Here is a 19,680-nt window from a genome sequence, read left to right as displayed (position 1 = left end):
TATGAAGACTCGATTAATAGCATTATTTATTGTTGCTCTTTGCATAACAAGTACCAACGCCCAGAGCAATCTGACACTTTGGTATAAGTCTCCTGCAAAAGCATGGGAAGAAGCATTGCCTGTAGGTAACGGGCGTATGGGAGCCATGATTTTTGGAGATCCACAGAAAGAGAGAATACAATTCAATGAGAACACTCTTTATAGTGGAGAGCCGGAAACTCCTAAAAACATAAATATAGTACCTGACCTCACTCATATACGCCAGTTACTCGACGAAGGAAAAAACACAGAAGCAGGAACTATCATGCAAGAGAAATGGATTGGCAGACTCAATGAAGCCTATCAACCTTTCGGAGATTTATATATCGACTTTGATTCCAAAGAAGCCGTGACAGACTATATCCATTCGCTGGATATGGAAAACGCTGTTGTTACAACTTCTTATAAGCAAAATGGCGTAAAGATAAGAAGAGAAGTCTTTGCATCTTATCCGGCACAAGCTATTGTCATACATTTAAAGGCTTCCAAACCGGTTTTAAGTTTTACCGCTTATCTGGATTCTCCGCATCCTGTAACGAATGAGTCCGATTCACAAGTTGTTTATCTGAAAGGTCAGGCACCTGCGCACGCTCAACGAAGAGACACAGAACACATGAAGCGTTTCAATACTCAACGTTTGCATCCGGAATATTTTGATGCCGCAGGACATATCATACAGAAAAAGCACGTAATTTATGGAAACGAAATGGATGGAAAGGGGACTTTCTTTGAAGCTTGCCTTCTTCCAAGTCATACAGGCGGAACACTAACTATTTCGAACGACCGACTTATTGCCAAGGGTTGCAGTGAGGTGACACTCATGCTATATGCTGCTACCAGTTATAACGGGCCACGTAAAAGTCCGAGCAAAGAAGGTAAGAATCCGCATCAAGAAATCATGAGCTATCGGAAAATCAGTGAAGGAGAGACCTATAAAGAACTAAGAAAGAAACACATTGCTGACTATCAATCTTTATTCAACCGGGTATCACTGAGCCTTCCGGTGAATAAACTACAAAAAGAATTGCCCACAGACGAACGGTTAAAGAGATTCAAGGAAGAAGAGGATCAGGCATTGATCGCACAGTTGTTTCAGTTTGGACGTTATTTAATGATAGCCGGTTCCCGAGGTGAAGGACAACCCTTGAATCTGCAAGGCTTATGGAATGATCAGATATTACCTCCATGGAATTCGGGATATACCTTAAATATCAACCTGGAAATGAACTATTGGCCGGCTGAAGTCACTAATCTGTCGGAATGTCACCAGCCTTTATTCAAACTAATTGAAGAAATAGCAGACAAGGGAAAGGATCTTGCTCATGATATGTACGGACTGAATGGTTGGGCCATTCACCATAATATATCGATCTGGAGAGAAGCATATCCATCAGACGGGTTTGTATATTGGTTCTTCTGGAATATGTCCGGCCCATGGTTATGCAATCATATATGGGAACACTATTTATTTACGAAAGACGTGGATTTCCTGAAAAAATACTATCCAATACTAAAAGGAGCCGCTACTTTCTGTTCCGAATGGCTAGTTGAAAACAGCAAAGGAGAACTGGTAACACCTGTCAGCACTTCTCCTGAGAATGCTTATCTCATGCCCGACAATACTCCGGCATCCGTCTGCGAAGGAAGTACAATGGACATAGCCATTATCCGCTCTTTATTTTCGAATACCATTCAAGCGGCAGAAATACTCCGGACCGATATGGATTTCCGTACTGAATTAACCGGGAAAAGAAATAAACTGAAAAAATACCAGATCGGCAGCAAAGGACAATTGCTGGAATGGGACAAAGAATATAAAGAAAGCGAACCACAACACCGCCATGTATCCCATCTCTTCGGATTATATCCGGGATGTGACATTACAGACAACACTCCGGAACTATTTAAGGCAGCACGAAAATCGTTGTATGACCGTGGAAATAAAACAACGGGATGGAGCATGGCATGGAAAATCTCCCTTTGGTCGCGCCTATACGACTCCTCCAATGCCCATGAGGCATTGAGCAATCTGATCAATTACATAGATCCTCACATCAAAGCTGAAAATCGGGGCGGATTATATCGTAATCTATTGAATGCACTTCCTTTCCAGATTGATGGAAATTTCGGAGCAACTGCCGGTATTGCCGAAATGCTGTTGCAGAGTCATAAAGGAAATATTCACTTGCTCCCGGCACTGCCTCCAACCTGGAAAGAAGGAAGCATAAAAGGACTCAAAGCAAGAGGCGGATTTACTGTGGATATGGAATGGAAAGAAGGAAAAATGACAGTCGCAAACATTACCAGTCCATACGAACAGACCATCGAAATTGTCTATAATAACCAAATAAAAAAGACTCATTTCAATGCAGGAGAAAGAAAAAAGATTTCATTTTAAATGAACGAAAATAGGGCTCTAGCCCCCTTGTAAAGGGCATACTTGACAAAAGTAATAGTTTTTTCAACAAAACTAATAGTCGAAATTCTGTTTCAATGTCCTTTTCAACATTCGTATCATTTAAAATTAAACAGATCATCTACTTTTGCATCAGTTACAAAACTTCTAAAAACAATCACTTAAAATGAATAACATGAAAAAGAAACTTGTTCTCTTTGCTTCGGTTGCCATTGCACTTGCATCGTGCCAGACAACTCCAAAGGAAGACTACAGTTGGATTAAGAAAGGGCTGGATGTAGCTTCTGCCCAGTTACAACTTACAGCAGAAGAAATTAACGGAACCGGTAAGCTTCCACGTTCAATCCGTACCGGATATGACATGGATTTCCTCTGCCGCCAATTAGAAAGAGATCCTTCTACTTTTCAGGACTCACTTCGTCCGCAACCTACTGCCGAACAAATGGGTAAACGCCGTTTATGTGTAGTATACGACTGGACAAGCGGTTTCTTCCCCGGATCACTGTGGTACGCATACGAAATGACCGGAAATGATACACTGAAAGCGGATGCCATTCAATATACAAACCTGCTGAATCCGGTACGCTATTATAAAGGTACACATGATTTGGGATTTATGATCAACTGCAGCTACGGAAACGCTGAGCGTCTGGCTCCTAACGATACCATCAAAGCTGTCATGAAAGAAACTGCCGACAACCTGAGCGGACGTTTCAACGATTCAATCGGAGCCATCCGTTCATGGGACTTTGGCAGCTGGAACTTCCCGGTAATCATCGACAACATGATGAATCTGGACCTTCTGTTCACTGCAAGCAAATGGACAGGCGACAACAAATACAAGGATATCGCTATCAAGCATGCCATCACTACGATGAAAAATCATTTCCGCCCTGACTACACTTGCTGGCATGTAGTAAGCTATAACAACGACGGCACAGTAGAACGCAAACAGACTCACCAAGGTAAAAACGACGATTCTTCATGGTCGCGCGGACAGGCTTGGGCTGTATACGGATATACTTCCTGTTACCGCGAAACAAATGACACCACCTTCCTGAACTTTGCCGTAAACATAGCCGACATGATCATGGAACGTGTGAAAACAGACGATGCAATTCCTTACTGGGACTACGATGCTCCTGTCACCAAAGAGACTCCGCGCGATGCTTCGGCTGCTGCTGTAACAGCCGCAGGATTCATTGAGCTTAGCACAATGGTACCCGACGGAAAGAAATATCTGGATTATGCAGAAAAAATACTGAAAAGCCTTTCAAGCGACGCATACCTCGCCAAAGTCGGCGAAAACCAGGGATTCATCTTAATGCACTCTGTCGGATCATTGCCCAACGGTTCTGAAATCGATACTCCGCTGAATTATGCTGACTACTACTATCTGGAAGCATTGAAGAGATTCATGGACTTGAAGAAGTTGAGAGTGGAGAATGGAGAGGTGAGAGTTATTGAGTAATATATCTGAGAAAATTCAAATCTAAATTGTAAATTGCAGAATAATAAATGATATCATGAATAAAACTCTGAAATATATCGTCCTGCTGACATTTGCCTGTTTCGTAGGCAAAGGCTATGCCCAAGAGTTGAAAAGCGAGGTATTCGCGCTTCTCAACCTGGACTACCCCGGATTGGAGAAAGTAAAAGCCTTACACCAGGAAGGCAAAGATGAGGATGCCGCAAAAGCACTGCTCGACTACTACCGTGCCCGTACGAATGTGAAGACTCCTGATATTAATCTGAAAAAGATCACTATCGGCAAAGAAGAACAGCAATGGGCGGATGACGGATTGAAGCATACATTCTTTGTTCACAAAGGCTATCAGCCTTCTTACAACTACGGAGAAGATATCAACTGGCAATACTGGCCGGTAAAAGACAATGAACTCCGCTGGCAGTTGCACCGTCATAAATGGTTTACTCCGATGGGTAAGGCATACCGTGTATCCGGTGACGAGAAATATGCCAAAGAATGGGCATACCAATACATCGACTGGATCAAAAAGAATCCGTTGGTGAAGATGGACAAGAAAGAATACGAACTGGTAAGTGACGGTAAGATTAAAGGCGAAGTGGAAAATGTGCGTTTCGCATGGCGTCCGCTGGAAGTCAGTAATCGTCTGCAGGATCAGACTACACAGTTCCAGTTGTTCCTCCCCTCTCCTTCTTTCACTCCGGATTTCCTGACTGAATTTCTGGTGAACTATCATAAACATGCCGTACATATTCTGGCTAATTACTCTGATCAGGGTAATCACTTGTTGTTCGAAGCTCAGCGTATGATTTATGCAGGTGCATTCTTCCCGGAATTTAAAGAAGCTCCGGCCTGGAGAAAAAGCGGTATCGACATTCTGAACCGTGAAGTAAACGTACAGGTTTACAACGATGGCGGCCAGTTTGAACTTGACCCGCATTATCATCTTGCTGCTATCAATATCTTCTGCAAGGCATTGGGTATTGCAGACGTTAACGGATTCCGTAATGAGTTCCCACAGGAATATCTGGATACCATCGAAAAGATGATCATGTTCTATGCCAATATTTCTTTCCCGGATTACACAAATCCGTGCTTCAGTGATGCTAAAATCACAGAAAAGAAAGAAATGCTGAAGAACTATCGTGAATGGAGCAAACTGTTCCCGAAAAACGAAACTATCAAGTATTTGGCAACAGACGGCAAAGAAGGTGCGTTACCCGATTATATGTCGAAAGGTTTCCTGAAGTCAGGTTTTTTTGTGTTCCGTAATTCCTGGGGAATGGATGCTACACAAATGGTAGTAAAAGCTGGTCCGAAAGGTTTCTGGCACTGTCAGCCGGATAACGGTACTTTCGAAATGTGGTTTAACGGTAAGAACCTGTTCCCCGACTCCGGTTCATATGTGTATGCCGGTGAAGGCGAAGTGATGGAACAACGCAACTGGCATCGTCAGACTTCCGTACACAACACCGTGACTCTGAACAATAAGAATCTGGAAACAACCGAATCTGTTACTAAACTGTGGCAGCCGGAAGGTAACATCCAGACCTTGGTTACAGAAAACCCAAGCTACAAGAACTTCAAGCACCGCCGTTCGGTCTTCTTCGTAGACAATACCTACTTTGTCATTGTAGATGAAGTATCAGGCAGCGCCAAAGGTTCTGTCAACCTGCACTATCAGATGCCGAAAGGTGAGATAGCCAACAGCCGTGAAGACATGACATTCCTGACTCAATTCGAAGATGGAAGCAACATGAAACTTCAATGCTTCGGTCCTGAAGGCATGAGCATGAAAAAAGAGCCGGGATGGTGTTCTACTGCATATCGCAAGCGCTACAAACGTATGAATGTTTCATTCAACGTAAAGAAAGACAATGAGAATGCGGTACGTTACATCACAGTTATTTACCCAGTCAAGAAGAGCGCAGATGCCCCTAAATTTGACGCTAAGTTCAAGAACAAAACGTTCGATGAAAACGGACTGGAAGTCGAAGTGAAAGTAAACGGCAAGAAACAGTCATTAAAATATAAATTATAATCCAGTGACCAGCGAGGCACTGAGGCCAGACTTCCATGCGGATATATGCCCGCTACGGAAAAGGCTTCGGCTCCTCACTGGTCATTTTTATCATCAGATGTTATTTCTATCATGAAAAGCAACCCCTCTACCTTACTGCTTCCATTGGCTGCACTAAGCCTTGCTTCCTGTGCCAACCCCAAAAAAGAAGAAACCAAACGTCCGAACATCATCTTCATGATGACCGACGACCATACCACCCAAGCCATGTCCTGCTACGGTGGTAACCTCATCCAGACTCCCAATATGGACCGCATAGCCAATGAGGGTATCCGTTTTGACAATTGTTATGCAGTCAATGCCCTCTCCGGGCCTTCACGTGCCTGCATCCTCACCGGAAAATTTAGCCATGAGAACGGCTTTACCGATAATGCAAGTACCTTCAACGGCGATCAGCAGACATTCCCGAAACTACTTCAACAAGCCGGTTATCAGACTGCCATGATCGGTAAATGGCATCTTATCAGCGAACCGCAGGGATTTGACCACTGGAGCATACTCAGCGGCCAGCATGAGCAGGGCGACTACTACGACCCTGACTTTTGGGAAGACGGAAAGCACATCGTAGAGAAAGGATATGCAACGGATATTATAACCGACAAGGCAATCGATTTCCTCGAAAACCGCAACAAGAACAAACCTTTCTGCATGATGTATCATCAGAAAGCCCCCCACCGTAACTGGATGCCCGCCCCCCGCCATCTGGGTATATTCAACCATACTATTTTCCCCGAACCCGCAAACCTGTTCGATGACTACGAAGGACGCGGGAAAGCGGCACGGGAACAAGATATGTCGATCGAGCATACGCTGACGAATGACTGGGACTTGAAACTGCTCACTCGCGAAGAAATGCTGAAAGATACGACAAACCGCCTGTATAGCGTTTATAAGCGCATGCCTGTAGAAGTACAGGACAAATGGGATTCCGCCTATGCACAGCGCATTGCTGAATACCGTAAAGGCGACCTGAAAGGCAAGGCATTAATCAGCTGGAAATACCAGCAATATATGCGCGATTATCTGGCTACCGTTTTGGCTGTAGACGAGAATATCGGTCGTCTGCTGAATTATCTCGAAAAGATCGGCGAACTGGACAATACCATTATTGTCTATACCTCCGACCAAGGATTCTTTCTGGGTGAACACGGCTGGTTTGACAAACGATTCATGTACGAAGAATGTCAGCGTATGCCGCTTATCATCCGTTATCCGAAGGCCATTAAAGCCGGAAGCACCAGCAATGCCATTAGCATGAACGTAGACTTCGCCCCCACTTTCCTTGACTTTGCCGGTGTAGAAGTGCCATCTGATATTCAGGGAGCATCACTGAAACCAGTATTGGAAAACGAAGGCAAAACTCCTGCCGACTGGCGTAAAGCAGCCTACTATCATTATTATGAGTATCCGGCAGAACACTCCGTGAAACGTCACTACGGAATTCGCACGCAGGACTTCAAACTGATTCATTTCTACAACGACATTGACGAATGGGAAATGTATGACATGAAAGCCGATCCGAGAGAAATGAACAATATCTTCGGGAAAGCGGAATATGCTGAGAAACAAAAAGAGTTGATGCAACTACTTGAAGAAACTCAGAAACAATATAAAGACAATGATCCCGATGAAAAAGAGACAGTGCTTTTCAAAGGAGACAGAAGACTGATGGAAAATCGATAAATAACCCAAAACAATGATATCATGGACAGAAGAAATTTTATAAAGAACACAGGCTGGTCCTTTTTAGGACTGGCAGCATCCGGCAGCCTGCTCAGCTCTTGCGTGGCAGGAAGTAAAGAAGCTAAAAAGAAAATGCCATCGGCAAGTGACCTCAAAATGTACTGGGGAGACCTGCACAACCATTGTAACATCACATACGGACACGGCGATATGCGTGACGCTTTTGAAGCAGCGAAAGGACAGTTAGACTTTGTCAGTGTAACTCCCCACGCTATGTGGCCGGATATCCCCGGAGCAGACGACCCACGTCTGAAATGGGTAATCGACTACCATACCGGTGCTTTCAAACGTTTGCGCGAAGGCGGCTATGAGAAGTACGTAGCCATGACAAACGAATATAATAAAGAAGGGGAATTCCTCACTTTCGTAGGATATGAAGCACACAGTATGGAACATGGCGATCATGTTGCCTTGAACTATGATCTCGATGCACCACTTGTAGAATGCACGTCCATCGAAGACTGGAAACAAAAGGCCAAAGGACACAAAGTATTCATCACTCCCCACCACATGGGCTATCAGGGTGGTTATCGCGGCTATAACTGGAAATGCTTTACCGAAGGAGACCAAACCCCGTTCGTAGAAATGTATTCTCGTCACGGTCTGGCTGAAAGCGATCAGGGTGACTATCCATACTTGCACGATATGGGTCCCCGCCAATGGGAAGGAACCATTCAATATGGTCTGGAATTGGGAAATAAATTCGGTATTATGGCTTCTACCGACCAACATTCGGGTTATCCGGGCAGTTATGGCGACGGCCGTATCGGTGTACTAGCTCCGTCATTGACCCGCGACGCTATATGGGAAGCACTTCGCACGCGCCACGTATGCGCTGCAACCGGCGATAAGATTTTGATTGACTTCCGCCTCAACGATGCTTTCATGGGTGACGTAGTGCGTGGCAACAGTCGCCGCATTTATCTGAACGTTACCGGAGAAAGTTGCATCGACTATGTGGATATCGTCAAGAACGGTCAGATTCTGGCCCGCATGAATGGTCCGTTGACTCCGGTTGCCCCCGAAGGTGATACTGTCCGCTGCAAAGTGAAAGTAGATTTCGGATGGAACCGTGAAGAACAGTATGTACACTGGCAAGGTAAATTGTCTGTAGACAAAGGACGCATTCTGAGCGTCACTCCATGTTTCCGCGGTGCAGCCTTCACTTCTCCGCAAGAAGGAGAAACAGAATTCCACACTCACGTAAACCGCATTGTATCCGTAGGCGAAAAAGAAACCGAACTGGATATGTACAGCAGCAAGAATCCGAATACGACTACCGCTGCCATGCAGGCTGTCATCCTCGAAGTAGAGATGCCGAAAGACGGAAAAGTGATTGCTGATTTCAATGGCAAGAAGTTTGAACACACATTGGGCGAATTGCTCGAAGGCTCACGTTCGCACTTCATGATCGGCTGGCTGAGTGAAGCGATTCTCTTCAATCGTGCTATGCCCGAAAGCTGTTTCACTGTGGAACACTATATGGAAGATAAAGAGCCTCAGCGTGATACGGATTACTACTACGTGCGTGTTCGCCAGCGTGACGGGCAATGGGCATGGAGTTCACCTATCTGGGCAGAAAGAGTATAAACTGGTATATGAAAGAAAACAGTTGCTTTGCTTGTGCCAAGCCGTTGGCACAGTTGTGTCAAGCCTTTGGCACAAGCATGGCACAGTATAAACGAATTTAAAACATACCTAGTTATATGGAAAAAGAATACGCTATAGGAATTGATCTTGGCGGGACTTCAGTGAAATATGCTCTTATTGATAATAATGGGGTATTTCACTTTCAAGGGAAGTTGCCGTCGAATGCCGATGTATCAGCTGAGGCTGTGATCGGGCAATTGATTAAGGCAGTCAATGAGGTGAAAAACTTTGCTGAGGCAAAGGGATATACGATAGCCGGCATCGGGATAGGAACGCCGGGGATCGTGGATGGTACGAATCGCATTGTATTGGGTGGTGCGGAGAATATTAAAGGGTGGGAAAATCTGAAACTGGCAGACCGGATGGAAAAAGAGACCGGACTTCCTACCCAACTGGGAAATGACGCCAATCTGATGGGACTCGGCGAAACGATGTACGGAGCCGGAAACGGAGCAACTCATGTGGTCTTTCTGACTGTAGGAACCGGTATCGGTGGCGCAGTCGTCATTGACGGCAAGCTGTTTAACGGATATGCCAATAGGGGTACTGAATTGGGACATGTCCCCTTGATAGCTAATGGTGAACCTTGCGCCTGCGGTTCAATAGGATGCCTTGAACATTATGCTTCCACTGCCGCACTGGTCCGTCGTTTCAGTAAACGGATAGCCGAAGCCGGCATCTCTTATCCGAATGAAGAAATAAACGGAGAATTGATCGTCCGTCTCTATCAACAAGGAGATAAGATTGCCACCGAATCACTGGAAGAACATTGCGATTTCCTCGGTCATGGCATTGCCGGATTTATTAATATCTTCAGCCCGCAAAGAGTCGTTATCGGCGGAGGACTGTCCGAAGCCGGAGACTTTTATATTCAGAAAGTAAGTGAGAAAGCCCTTCGCTATGCCATCCCCGACTGTGCCGTGAACACGGAAATCATGGCAGCTTCTTTAGGCAACAAAGCCGGAAGTATCGGTGCCGCCTCATTGGTATTCACCCAGCTTTCCGCTTCTAATTTAATAAGATGATGAAACAACGATACTGTATTTTCCTGTTATTTGCAGCTATGCTTTCCTATAGTGGATATGCGCAGAAAAGCATCCTGCGTCTGAGCCAGCAGACGCTGATGCATGAAGTCCGCGAAACACCTTCTCCACTGGACGGTCAGCACATAGCAGTCAATCCGCCGCGTTTCATGTGGCCGGACAAGTTCCCCCACCTCGGACCTGTACTCGACGGAGTGGAAGAAGAAGATCACAAACCGGAAGTGACATACCGCATCCGTATCGCACGTGATCCTGAGTTTAAATCGGAAGTAATGACCGCCGAAAGAAACTGGGCTTTCTTCAATCCTTTCAAACTCTTTGAGAAAGGGAAATGGTATTGGCAGCACGCCTACCTTGACAAGGACGGCAAAGAAGAATGGTCGCCCGTCTATCATTTCTATGTGGACGAGCAGACACGCACGTTCAATCCTCCCTCCTTGCAGGAAGTGCTGGCGAAGTTCTCTCAAAGCCATCCCCGTATCCTGCTCGATACCAAAGACTGGGATCAGATCATCGAGCGGAACAAGAATAATCCGGAAGCGCAGCTCTATATTCAGAAAGCAAGGGGGTGCCTCAATCATCCATTGAAACATCTGGAGGAGGAAATCGATACCACCCAAGTAGTCAAACTGACGAACATCGTACAATACCGTTCGGCATTGATTCGGGAAAGCCGCAAGATAGTAGACCGCGAAGAAGCGAACATAGAAGCTATGGTGCGCGCTTATCTGCTGACGAAAGACGAGGTTTACTACAAAGAAGGTATCAAGCGTCTTTCCGAAATTCTTTCGTGGAAGGACAGTAAGTACTTCGCAGGAGATTTCAACCGCTCCACGATTCTATCCATGAGTACTTCCGCTTATGATGCATGGTACAATCTGTTAACGCCTGCCGAGAAACAGTTGCTTCTCGAAACGATCAGCGAAAACGCCCATAAGTTTTATCATGAATATGTGAATCATCTGGAAAACCGTATTGCCGACAATCATGTATGGCAGATGACTTTCCGTATTCTGAATATGGCAGCTTTTGCTACGTACGGTGAATTGCCGATGGCTTCCACCTGGGCAGATTATTGCTATAACGAATGGGTATCCCGCCTGCCGGGACTCAATACCGACGGTGGATGGCATAATGGTGATTCTTATTTCCATGTCAACCTTCGTACATTGATCGAAGTTCCCGCTTTCTATTCACGTATCAGCGGTTTCGATTTCTTTGCCGATCCCTGGTATAACAACAATGCGCTCTATGTAATCTATCATCAGCCTCCGTTCTCCAAATCTGCGGGGCACGGCAACTCTCATGAAACGAAAATGAAACCGAACGGAACACGGGTCGGCTATGCGGATGCTTTAGCACGTGAATGCAATAATCCGTGGGCAGCCGCCTACGCACGTACTATCCTTGAGAAAGAACCGGATATCATGAAAAAGTCTTTTCTTGGAAAAGCAGGTGATCTGACCTGGTATCGCTGCATTACCGACAAGGCACTCCCGAAAGAAGAACACTCATTGGCAGAGTTGCCTATGACGAAAGTATTCAATGAAACGGGAATTGCTACGATGCATACATCCTTGGGAGATATAGAAAAGAACGCAATGTTGTCATTCCGTTCCAGTCCATACGGTTCAACTTCGCACGCATTGGCCAATCAGAATGCATTTAATACCTTCTATGGCGGCAAGGCGATCTTCTATAGCAGCGGACATCGTACCGGTTTTACGGATGACCATTGTATGTATTCCTATCGAAACACCCGTGCGCACAACAGCATTCTGGTCAATGGGATGACTCAGACTATCGGGACGGAAGGGTACGGATGGATTCCCCGTTGGTATGAAGGAGAAAAGATTTCGTATATGGTAGGAGATGCTTCCAATGCTTACGGAAAGATCACAGCTCCTATCTGGCTGAAACGTGGCGAACTTTCAGGCACTCAATATACTCCCGAAAAGGGATGGGATGAGAACAAACTGGAGATGTTCCGTCGGCACATTATTCAGTTAGGGCATACGGGAGTGTATGTGATTTATGATGAACTGGAAGGAAAAGAAGCGGTCACATGGAGCTATCTGCTGCATACGGTAGAACTTCCGATGGAAATGCAGGAACTTCCTGATGAAATAAAAGTCACGGGAAAGAATAAGGATGGGGGCATCTCTGTTGCTCATCTTTTCAGTTCGGCAAAGACGGAACAGGCCATCGTAGATACCTTCTTCTGCGCTCCAACCAACTGGAAGAATGTAACCAATGCGCAAGGGAAAGCTGTGAAGTATCCCAATCACTGGCATTTTTCGTCTACTACCGTCCCCTGCCGAACCGCCCGTTTCCTCACCATTATGGATACACACGGAAATAATCGTGCGGATATGAAAGTGGTTCGCAAGGGCAATACCATACAAGTAGGTGACTGGATTATTACCTGCAATCTGACGGAGAAAGGGAAAGCGGCAATCAGTGTTACCCATCAAGCGGAAAAGGTTTCTCTGAAGTATGATGCCGGCAAGAAGGAAGGTGCGACTATCGTCACTGACCAAGTACAAGGGAAACAGGTCAATAAGGTTCTGACTGACTATTTACCGGATTTCGAGATATAATTTCTCCATTCGACCACACAATATGGAGCTATTCAAAGGTTATTATAAACTTACGAGTAGCTCCTTTCTTTTATTGTTTTTTATTGAAGGTGACAATGCTTATTATGCCTCATTTCAAGCATTAATAATGGCCATGACAGGTATTAATATCTGACTTCTCAGGTATTAACAGTTGACATCTCAGGTATTAACATCTGACAACTCAACTATTAATACCTGAGATGTGGGATATAAAAAGACAGTAGATTACTGTACCTTTATCATAGTGAGCATTGAGTTTACTACTAAAAAATTGTATCTTTGCCTATGCTGGTACTTTACGCAAACATTGAAACCTGCATAAATGTTATATCAACAGATAAAATTTAAATAGAATAAAAGATGAAATACATTGGAGCACATGTAAGCGCATCCGGCGGCGTAGAATTCGCCCCTGTCAATGCGCATGAGATTGGAGCAAATGCCTTTGCCCTGTTTACTAAAAATCAACGTCAATGGGTGAGTAAACCATTGACAGAAGAAAACATCCGTCTTTTCAAAGAAAATTGCACTAAGTACAATTTCCAAACAGACTATATTTTACCGCATGACAGTTACCTTATTAATTTGGGACACCCCGAAGAAGAAGGATTGGAGAAAAGTCGAGCTGCCTTTTTAGATGAGATGCAACGCTGCGAACAATTAGGACTGAAACTTCTCAATTTCCATCCCGGCAGCCATCTGAATAAAATCTCCGTAGAGGATTGTCTCGCACTCATTGCAGAAAGTATCAACCTGACTTTGGAGAAGACTAAAGGAGTAACGGCCGTTATTGAAAATACTGCGGGGCAAGGCAGTAATTTAGGAAGTGAATTCTGGCAATTAAGATATATCATCGACCGGGTGAATGATAAAAGCCGTGTAGGTATTTGCCTGGATACTTGCCATACATATACAGCGGGATATGACATAGTGAATGATTACGATAAAGTCTTTGACGAATTTGAAAAAGAAGTAGGTTTCGAGTATCTGCGTGGTATGCACCTGAATGATTCTAAAAAAGAATTAGGCAGTCATGTTGACCGTCACGATAACATAGGCCAGGGACTGATCGGGAGTGCATTCTTTGAAAGATTAATGAAAGATTCAAGATTCGATAATATGCCACTTATTCTTGAAACACCCGATGAAAGCAAGTGGGCAGAAGAAATTGCATGGTTGAGAAGCGTTGAATAAACGCTTCACTTCTTTTTTAATAAATATTCGCCATACTGACTAACGGCTCATAGAGTTTCTCGATATCCTGCGAGTCCATTTCTATCTGCACCTGATCCCCCGGCATCAGTTTCTGCCCTTTGGGAGGCCAGTTTTTCCGGTCACGATGAACATTAATAATAATACAACGTTCCGGCAGGCGAAGTTCATCCACGATTTTACCATCCAGGTAAGAACCGCTCATGACCTCTACCGATAAAGTGTAGCGGGCCTCTTCTTTAAACGCAGGAGAATTAATCATATCATCATATAAAATCACATTGAAAGGTTTTATCTGAAGCATTTCCGTGAAATAGTAAGTCAGTCCTCCCACTACAATAGAAGGATAAAAGACTTCCAGATGTCCCGTAATCTCAGTAATCAGCACAATAGCGGTGAGAGGTGTACGTATGACCGCAACCAGAAAAGCAGACATACAGATCAACATGATATAACTGATATTTTCATAAGCAATCACTCCTTGCTGAACCAGAATCAATGCAACTATTTGCCCTAAAAGCCCTCCTGTCACTAATGTAGGAATGAAACTTCCTCCCGGCAGTCCTGACGAAAAAGAAAAGGTACTGAATACAAAATGCAACAACATCATACCGACAATCCAAAGAATATGGGTATCGGGATGCATGGCCTGTGCCAACAGAAACTGTTCCCCACCTCCTGTCAGATTGACTTCTGCCATAGAGATGAGATAAGCAATAAAGAGCAGATATAGCATTTTTACGTATTCCGGATGCTTGATGGCCGGATAGATACGTTTGACCTGAAGCGTAGTGACAGAAAAGAACTTTCCGAAAACAGAAACCACAGCCGCCAAAAGAAGAAACAACTTTACCTGTGACCAGAAAGTCATTCCCGGTACAATCGCATCAATCTGAAAATACGGATTGATAGGAAAAAGCCAACTGGCGACTCCTCCGGCAACGACTCCTGCCAGCAAGGTAGTAATCGCCGTCTTTGGCGCATCAAACCGTTCAATAGATTCTATAACCAGCAATGAGGAAGCCAACGGAGCAGCAAAAGCAGCCGCCAACCCGGCACCGGCACCCGCCGCCAACAATTGTTTCCGCTCGCCGGCAAGCACTCTCCCCCATTTAGAAACCAGACATCCTACATACGAACCGATCTGCACCGAAGGTCCTTCACGTCCCAAAGACAAACCGGTGCTTAACGCAAGTATTCCACCCACAAACTTGGCAATCACTTCAATGAAAGGATGTTTATACGCAACTCTTCCATTGATAACTCCACGTGTTTGTGGAATACCTCCTCCTGTGATCAACGGCATCTTTTTCACCAGCCAGGAGACAAATATAAGAATCCCCCACATTAACAGAAAAAGAGGAAGGTACCAATACCATTTAGGATGAGAATCAAAGAAGTCATGGCGAAGATTGAAGAAGAACTGAAGCAGGTAATGATAAGGCACAGCAATAAGCCCCGTCAGTAACCCGACAAAGATACTGACAAAGTAAAGCCGCGCATCAATCAATTTGAGTTTGAAGATACGCCAACGTCCTCTGTCCTTTAATTTTTTAATCAGTCGAAACTCCATTCAGCAAAGTTTTCATTGTTTTCGCATGGATACAACAATTAATACCCCGCAGAGGTTTCAGACTGATAAATATTTAATCAGCTTTATCCTTCCAGCAGATTCAGACGCAGAATACCATGTATCATGAGTCAGCATCAACTACACGTCCGGCAAAGCTCTCTTTGCCGGACTGTGTATAGGCAGTCAAACTGATCAGTAACAAGACACAATGAATAATCAAACGATACTGAAAAGAAAAGATATATCTGCCTATGCCCAATTTGTGTTGACTTTAGTAAAATAAAACACTATAATAAATTATACCTAATCCATTATCTACTTTTGAGTTTGATGAGGGGTATGCTGTCTTTGTCTCTGGCGGTCTTGTCCGGGTTTGTGACCTTGTCCCGGTTTCTGTCCTTTTCTACGGTCAAACTCTTTTCTGAATTTATTCATATTACTCTTTTCCTGCTGATAGATCTTCATGATCTGCTTTTGAGACAGAATCTTGCTGAACTCATTATAATACTTCTCACGGATGTCCAGCATCTTACGACTCTGCGCAAACTGATCTTTCAACATTTTAGCGATTTCCGCATCTGTCATAACCGGTTTTGGAGTTTCTTTGGCAGTATTGGCTTCCGTACCTTGAGCTGCATCTTTTCTCGCTCTGGGTTTGAAGTTCATCATACGACACTCACGAAGTTCTTTCAGATACTTCTCGTATATCGGAGTAAACTTGGCTGCCGTTGCATCATCCAGCATGAGCGCTCTCACCATCTGATTGGTCTGCATCTGCATCATCTGCTCCGGTGTAGGACGCTGTTTTTTTTCTTTATTATCTTTATTCTGTGCAGAAAGGGTCATCTGGCTTCCCAAAAATAAAGCCATCAACACTACATAAATAAACTTAGTCTTCATAATCTTCACGTTTTAAATAATTAATTGAGTTATTCAGTTTAAAAATATATCGTTTTCAGAGAAGCTGACGAGCTCTTCCAACTCCTCATCTGACAATTCTCTAATCCATTTATCTACCGGATCTGTAGTTACATTGTTTTTATCGACAGCCAATATATTTGAAGCCGATGGTGTGTCGGTATTCATATAGCGGAGAGACGGCGTAAACAAAATCCCGGCCAATACTGCTGCTACAGCAATCACAGTAGGAATAATCCTTTTCAGCCGACGTTTCTTGCGTTGTTCGCCAACCGTACGTTCCAATATCTTACGCTGCGTCTCCTCAAAAAAGTTATCGGGAGTGCGATAAGGTGTCCGCTTACCAATATTGTCAAAATCAAAATCCTTATCCATGATGTTACCTGTTTAATATATATTCCTTTATCTTATCTTTCGCATAGTGATAATTCACTTTCAGTGTCTCAACCTTACTATCCAGAACACGGGCAATATCTTCATATTCCAGTTCATCGTAATAGCGCAAGTTGAAAACGATCCGCTGCTTTTCCGGCAAAGTCAATATAGCTTCCTGAAACTTTACAGCCAGCTCATCTTCGTAGTCGATATAGTCAGAAGCTTTCAGTTTACTCATCAGTTCTTCCTGAACATCTTCCGCTGATATCACTTCTTCCTTACGGTTATTCAATAGCCGAAGACACTCATTCGTTGCAATTCTGTAGATCCATGTACTCAGCGAACTTTCATTCCGGAACTGGTCCAAATGGCGGAATACACGAATGAAGACTTCTTGCAGCACATCTTCCGCATCTTCATGAGACACCACCATTCTCCGGATATAATTATATATCGGTTCCTGAAAACTGTCCACCAGCAACCTGAATCCCCGCTCGCGATCGGAGGAACAAGCTTTTCGGATTTTATCTTCGTTTATCATCTATTATTTCTGAGCTTTGGTTATTAGAACGCCGAAAAGAAACGAAGTTAAATGCACAAGAGCCGATTTTACATTTATTAATAGAAAAGAGGAAATATGGTATTGGCATACAGGGAATAAAAAAACGCCTCCATAGTCTTTTTCAAGACCATGGAGGCGCTATTAACTCTTTATATAGAAGCCGAAGTTGACTGAAAATTACCAGAACTTATTATGTTCCGCACTATATTCAAAACCTGCAGCTTTCAACTGACTGACAATGTCTTCTCTACTTACATCCATATCTTCGCAAAGCTCATCCAGCGAAGAATAACAGTCACGCAACTTCATATTGATGACACTGAACAGCATCATCGGATCTTTAGGCAATTCCATATTCTACAATCTTTTAAACCGCCGCAAAGTTACAGCAATCCCGTCGAATGGCAAAACAATTCAAGGACCGATTTCTTCTATTTTCAAAGAGATTCTTTCAATCAGCTTACCAAGCTCCTCTTCCAGAGGTATCACATTAAAATCCCTCCAGAAGTCTTCATCATATTTGAAATTCAGATCAGAGAAGATAGTACGCGTCGGTAATCTTTCTGCCCGCGGGAATGCAGCCACTTGTTCCGTATCCACTTTGCAAGTGATCATTTCAAACCAAATCTGCATCTGCGGACTAGCAGACAGCAACCGTCGCCGTTTCACCTTAAATGAAAGGTCTCCACGGATATGGTGAATATAATAGATACCTTGCCATGGTTTGTAGGAAATAGTATAAACCACCTTTTGCGGTATTATCCGAATGCCACGCGTGTGCCTTTCTACAAACATTTCCGACGCTTTCTTCACACGCTGGGGATCTACCTCAAAACGAGCTTGTAACAAGGCATTCGTCTCGGCATCAATATACAAATCTCCACAGTAGAGAGGCTCGATAATCTCCTTCTTTTGTGCAAAGTGTATGACATTCACACACCGGTCGTCTATGAATGTCACTCCCTGCGAAGTATACAGATAACCGTTATCACCTGCGTCAGGTATCAGGAATGAAGGCATATCCTTCATTATATCCATCTGAAAACATGCCTGAATACCGGACTTCACCTTTACAAGCAGACTGTCTTTGGCTTCGACATTACTCAGCCGGCTCATCTTCAACAGCTTCGCCTGATCGGAAACGGGAGAATGCGAAGCGATCTTATAAACTTTGAAGACTGCTTCAGTTAGATTCTGAACCTTATTTTTCAATAAAACTCCTTCACGGTAAAATGTGGTCAGGTAGGCAGGAGAATGAGAATAGTTCTGCTCTCTTTGCCTTCCCATTTCTTTCAGCAGCTTATAAGGATCAACCCATTGAACCACTACTTCCTGCAAAGGAACAACCTTTGGTTCCAAGCTCAGAATATGATGGCCACCTGCCAAAACTGAAACTTCCAGAGTTTGTGATACATATCCTATATGAGAAAAAACAACCGAATCGTTTTGCAAAGAATCCGGTAAGGAAAGTCTGAACTCTCCTTCCTGATTAGTAACAATCCCCACAGATGTCCTCCGGACTCCAACGGATGCAGAAGCGACAGGCATTCCGGTTTCCTTATCCAGCAAAGTTCCGGTAAGCATGAGATTTACAGGGCGAACGGATGAAGGTTTCGCCTGTTGCTGTTTGATTGGCGAAGAAGAAGTTATCAGAATATGAGTCCCTATTACTTTAAATTTCAGGCTGGTATCTCCTGTTATCTCATAAATAGCCTGACGAATGGTTCGCTCTCCTTTCCGTACCTTCACCGTTACATCATTGTCTACTACTTTACTGTCATAGATAAACAGATAACCTGACTGCTGAGAAATATTGCCTAACAGTGAATAGACCGTTCCTTTCATCTTCGGCAGACTGATCATACGCTCCAGCACATCTTCTCCGTCAGCTCTCAACGTATCCGGTACGATAAAGAACAAACACAGAATCACCATATAGCGATAAATCAGCCTCATTTCACT

General features: G+C 44.1%; 14 protein-coding genes. 8 read left to right on the top strand and 6 right to left on the bottom strand.

Annotation, left to right across the window (positions count from 1 at the left end; all coding sequences use genetic code 11):
* The first annotated feature begins 1 nt into the window (after window position 1).
* The 8 genes from ACHLI0_RS21770 (at window position 2) to nfo (ending at window position 14,272) form a co-directional block, all read left to right on the top strand.
* On the top strand, window positions 2-2,437 hold the full coding sequence (locus ACHLI0_RS21770; protein WP_490750023.1) for a glycoside hydrolase family 95 protein: 2,436 nt from the start codon (window positions 2-4) through the stop codon (window positions 2,435-2,437).
* A 184-nt stretch (window positions 2,438-2,621) separates the two neighbouring features.
* Window positions 2,622-3,926 (top strand): DUF4995 domain-containing protein, encoded by a 1,305-nt coding sequence (locus ACHLI0_RS21765; RefSeq protein ID WP_490750022.1) that lies wholly within the window; start codon window positions 2,622-2,624, stop codon window positions 3,924-3,926.
* 55 nt (window positions 3,927-3,981) lie between these two features.
* A complete protein-coding gene (gene hepC, locus ACHLI0_RS21760) occupies window positions 3,982-5,982 on the top strand; it encodes a heparin-sulfate lyase HepC (protein ID WP_490750021.1) in 2,001 nt (666 codons plus the stop codon).
* Window positions 5,983-6,093: 111 nt separating this feature from the next.
* On the top strand, window positions 6,094-7,704 hold the full coding sequence (locus ACHLI0_RS21755; RefSeq protein WP_490750179.1) for a sulfatase family protein: 1,611 nt from the start codon (window positions 6,094-6,096) through the stop codon (window positions 7,702-7,704).
* Window positions 7,705-7,725: 21 nt separating this feature from the next.
* On the top strand, window positions 7,726-9,354 hold the full coding sequence (locus tag ACHLI0_RS21750; RefSeq protein WP_490750020.1) for a PHP domain-containing protein: 1,629 nt from the start codon (window positions 7,726-7,728) through the stop codon (window positions 9,352-9,354).
* Between the two features lie 116 nt (window positions 9,355-9,470).
* Window positions 9,471-10,439: an ROK family protein gene (locus ACHLI0_RS21745; RefSeq protein ID WP_490750019.1), complete on the top strand. Its 969-nt coding sequence runs from the start codon at window positions 9,471-9,473 to the stop codon at window positions 10,437-10,439.
* A complete protein-coding gene (locus tag ACHLI0_RS21740; protein WP_490750018.1) occupies window positions 10,436-13,057 on the top strand; it encodes a DUF4962 domain-containing protein in 2,622 nt (873 codons plus the stop codon). Before ACHLI0_RS21745 ends, ACHLI0_RS21740 begins: the two co-directional genes overlap by 4 nt.
* 381 nt (window positions 13,058-13,438) lie before the next feature.
* The gene (nfo, locus tag ACHLI0_RS21735) at window positions 13,439-14,272 is read left to right on the top strand and encodes a deoxyribonuclease IV (RefSeq protein ID WP_022470957.1); all 834 of its coding nucleotides are present in this window, start codon (window positions 13,439-13,441) and stop codon (window positions 14,270-14,272) included.
* Between the two features lie 16 nt (window positions 14,273-14,288).
* On the opposite strand, the gene ACHLI0_RS21730 is transcribed toward nfo, so the two are convergent.
* From ACHLI0_RS21730 to ACHLI0_RS21705, 6 genes are all read right to left on the bottom strand, one after another.
* Entirely contained in the window at window positions 14,289-15,863 is a 1,575-nt protein-coding gene (locus tag ACHLI0_RS21730; protein ID WP_008760366.1) for a ClC family H(+)/Cl(-) exchange transporter, read from the bottom strand.
* A gap of 315 nt (window positions 15,864-16,178) precedes the next feature.
* Entirely contained in the window at window positions 16,179-16,763 is a 585-nt protein-coding gene (locus ACHLI0_RS21725; RefSeq protein ID WP_490750017.1) for a DUF4890 domain-containing protein, read from the bottom strand.
* A 33-nt stretch (window positions 16,764-16,796) separates the two neighbouring features.
* The gene (locus tag ACHLI0_RS21720; protein ID WP_490750016.1) at window positions 16,797-17,156 is read right to left on the bottom strand and encodes a hypothetical protein; all 360 of its coding nucleotides are present in this window, start codon (window positions 17,154-17,156) and stop codon (window positions 16,797-16,799) included.
* A 4-nt stretch (window positions 17,157-17,160) separates the two neighbouring features.
* Entirely contained in the window at window positions 17,161-17,697 is a 537-nt protein-coding gene (locus ACHLI0_RS21715) for an RNA polymerase sigma factor (protein ID WP_195380741.1), read from the bottom strand.
* A gap of 198 nt (window positions 17,698-17,895) precedes the next feature.
* Window positions 17,896-18,072, bottom strand: coding sequence for a DUF4250 domain-containing protein (locus tag ACHLI0_RS21710; protein ID WP_008760362.1), 177 nt, complete (start codon window positions 18,070-18,072; stop codon window positions 17,896-17,898).
* A 60-nt stretch (window positions 18,073-18,132) separates the two neighbouring features.
* Window positions 18,133-19,674, bottom strand: coding sequence for a carboxypeptidase-like regulatory domain-containing protein (locus ACHLI0_RS21705; protein ID WP_490750015.1), 1,542 nt, complete (start codon window positions 19,672-19,674; stop codon window positions 18,133-18,135).
* Window positions 19,675-19,680: the final 6 nt, after the last annotated feature.

This window comes from Bacteroides sp. RCH18 (assembly GCF_058231005.1).
Note: the sequence above shows the minus strand (reverse complement) of the source record. Positions and strands in the feature narration are given on the sequence as shown.

Coding starts and splice junctions, on each gene's coding strand:
- ACHLI0_RS21770 (WP_490750023.1), top strand. CDS start 2: ATGAAGACTCGATTAATAGCATTATTTATTGTTGCTCTTTGCATAACA.
- ACHLI0_RS21740 (WP_490750018.1), top strand. CDS start 10,436: ATGATGAAACAACGATACTGTATTTTCCTGTTATTTGCAGCTATGCTT.
- ACHLI0_RS21745 (WP_490750019.1), top strand. CDS start 9,471: ATGGAAAAAGAATACGCTATAGGAATTGATCTTGGCGGGACTTCAGTG.
- ACHLI0_RS21750 (WP_490750020.1), top strand. CDS start 7,726: ATGGACAGAAGAAATTTTATAAAGAACACAGGCTGGTCCTTTTTAGGA.
- nfo (WP_022470957.1), top strand. CDS start 13,439: ATGAAATACATTGGAGCACATGTAAGCGCATCCGGCGGCGTAGAATTC.
- ACHLI0_RS21710 (WP_008760362.1), bottom strand. CDS start 18,072: ATGGAATTGCCTAAAGATCCGATGATGCTGTTCAGTGTCATCAATATG.
- hepC (WP_490750021.1), top strand. CDS start 3,982: ATGAATAAAACTCTGAAATATATCGTCCTGCTGACATTTGCCTGTTTC.
- ACHLI0_RS21715 (WP_195380741.1), bottom strand. CDS start 17,697: ATGATAAACGAAGATAAAATCCGAAAAGCTTGTTCCTCCGATCGCGAG.
- ACHLI0_RS21725 (WP_490750017.1), bottom strand. CDS start 16,763: ATGAAGACTAAGTTTATTTATGTAGTGTTGATGGCTTTATTTTTGGGA.
- ACHLI0_RS21730 (WP_008760366.1), bottom strand. CDS start 15,863: ATGGAGTTTCGACTGATTAAAAAATTAAAGGACAGAGGACGTTGGCGT.
- ACHLI0_RS21705 (WP_490750015.1), bottom strand. CDS start 19,674: ATGAGGCTGATTTATCGCTATATGGTGATTCTGTGTTTGTTCTTTATC.
- ACHLI0_RS21765 (WP_490750022.1), top strand. CDS start 2,622: ATGAATAACATGAAAAAGAAACTTGTTCTCTTTGCTTCGGTTGCCATT.
- ACHLI0_RS21755 (WP_490750179.1), top strand. CDS start 6,094: ATGAAAAGCAACCCCTCTACCTTACTGCTTCCATTGGCTGCACTAAGC.
- ACHLI0_RS21720 (WP_490750016.1), bottom strand. CDS start 17,156: ATGGATAAGGATTTTGATTTTGACAATATTGGTAAGCGGACACCTTAT.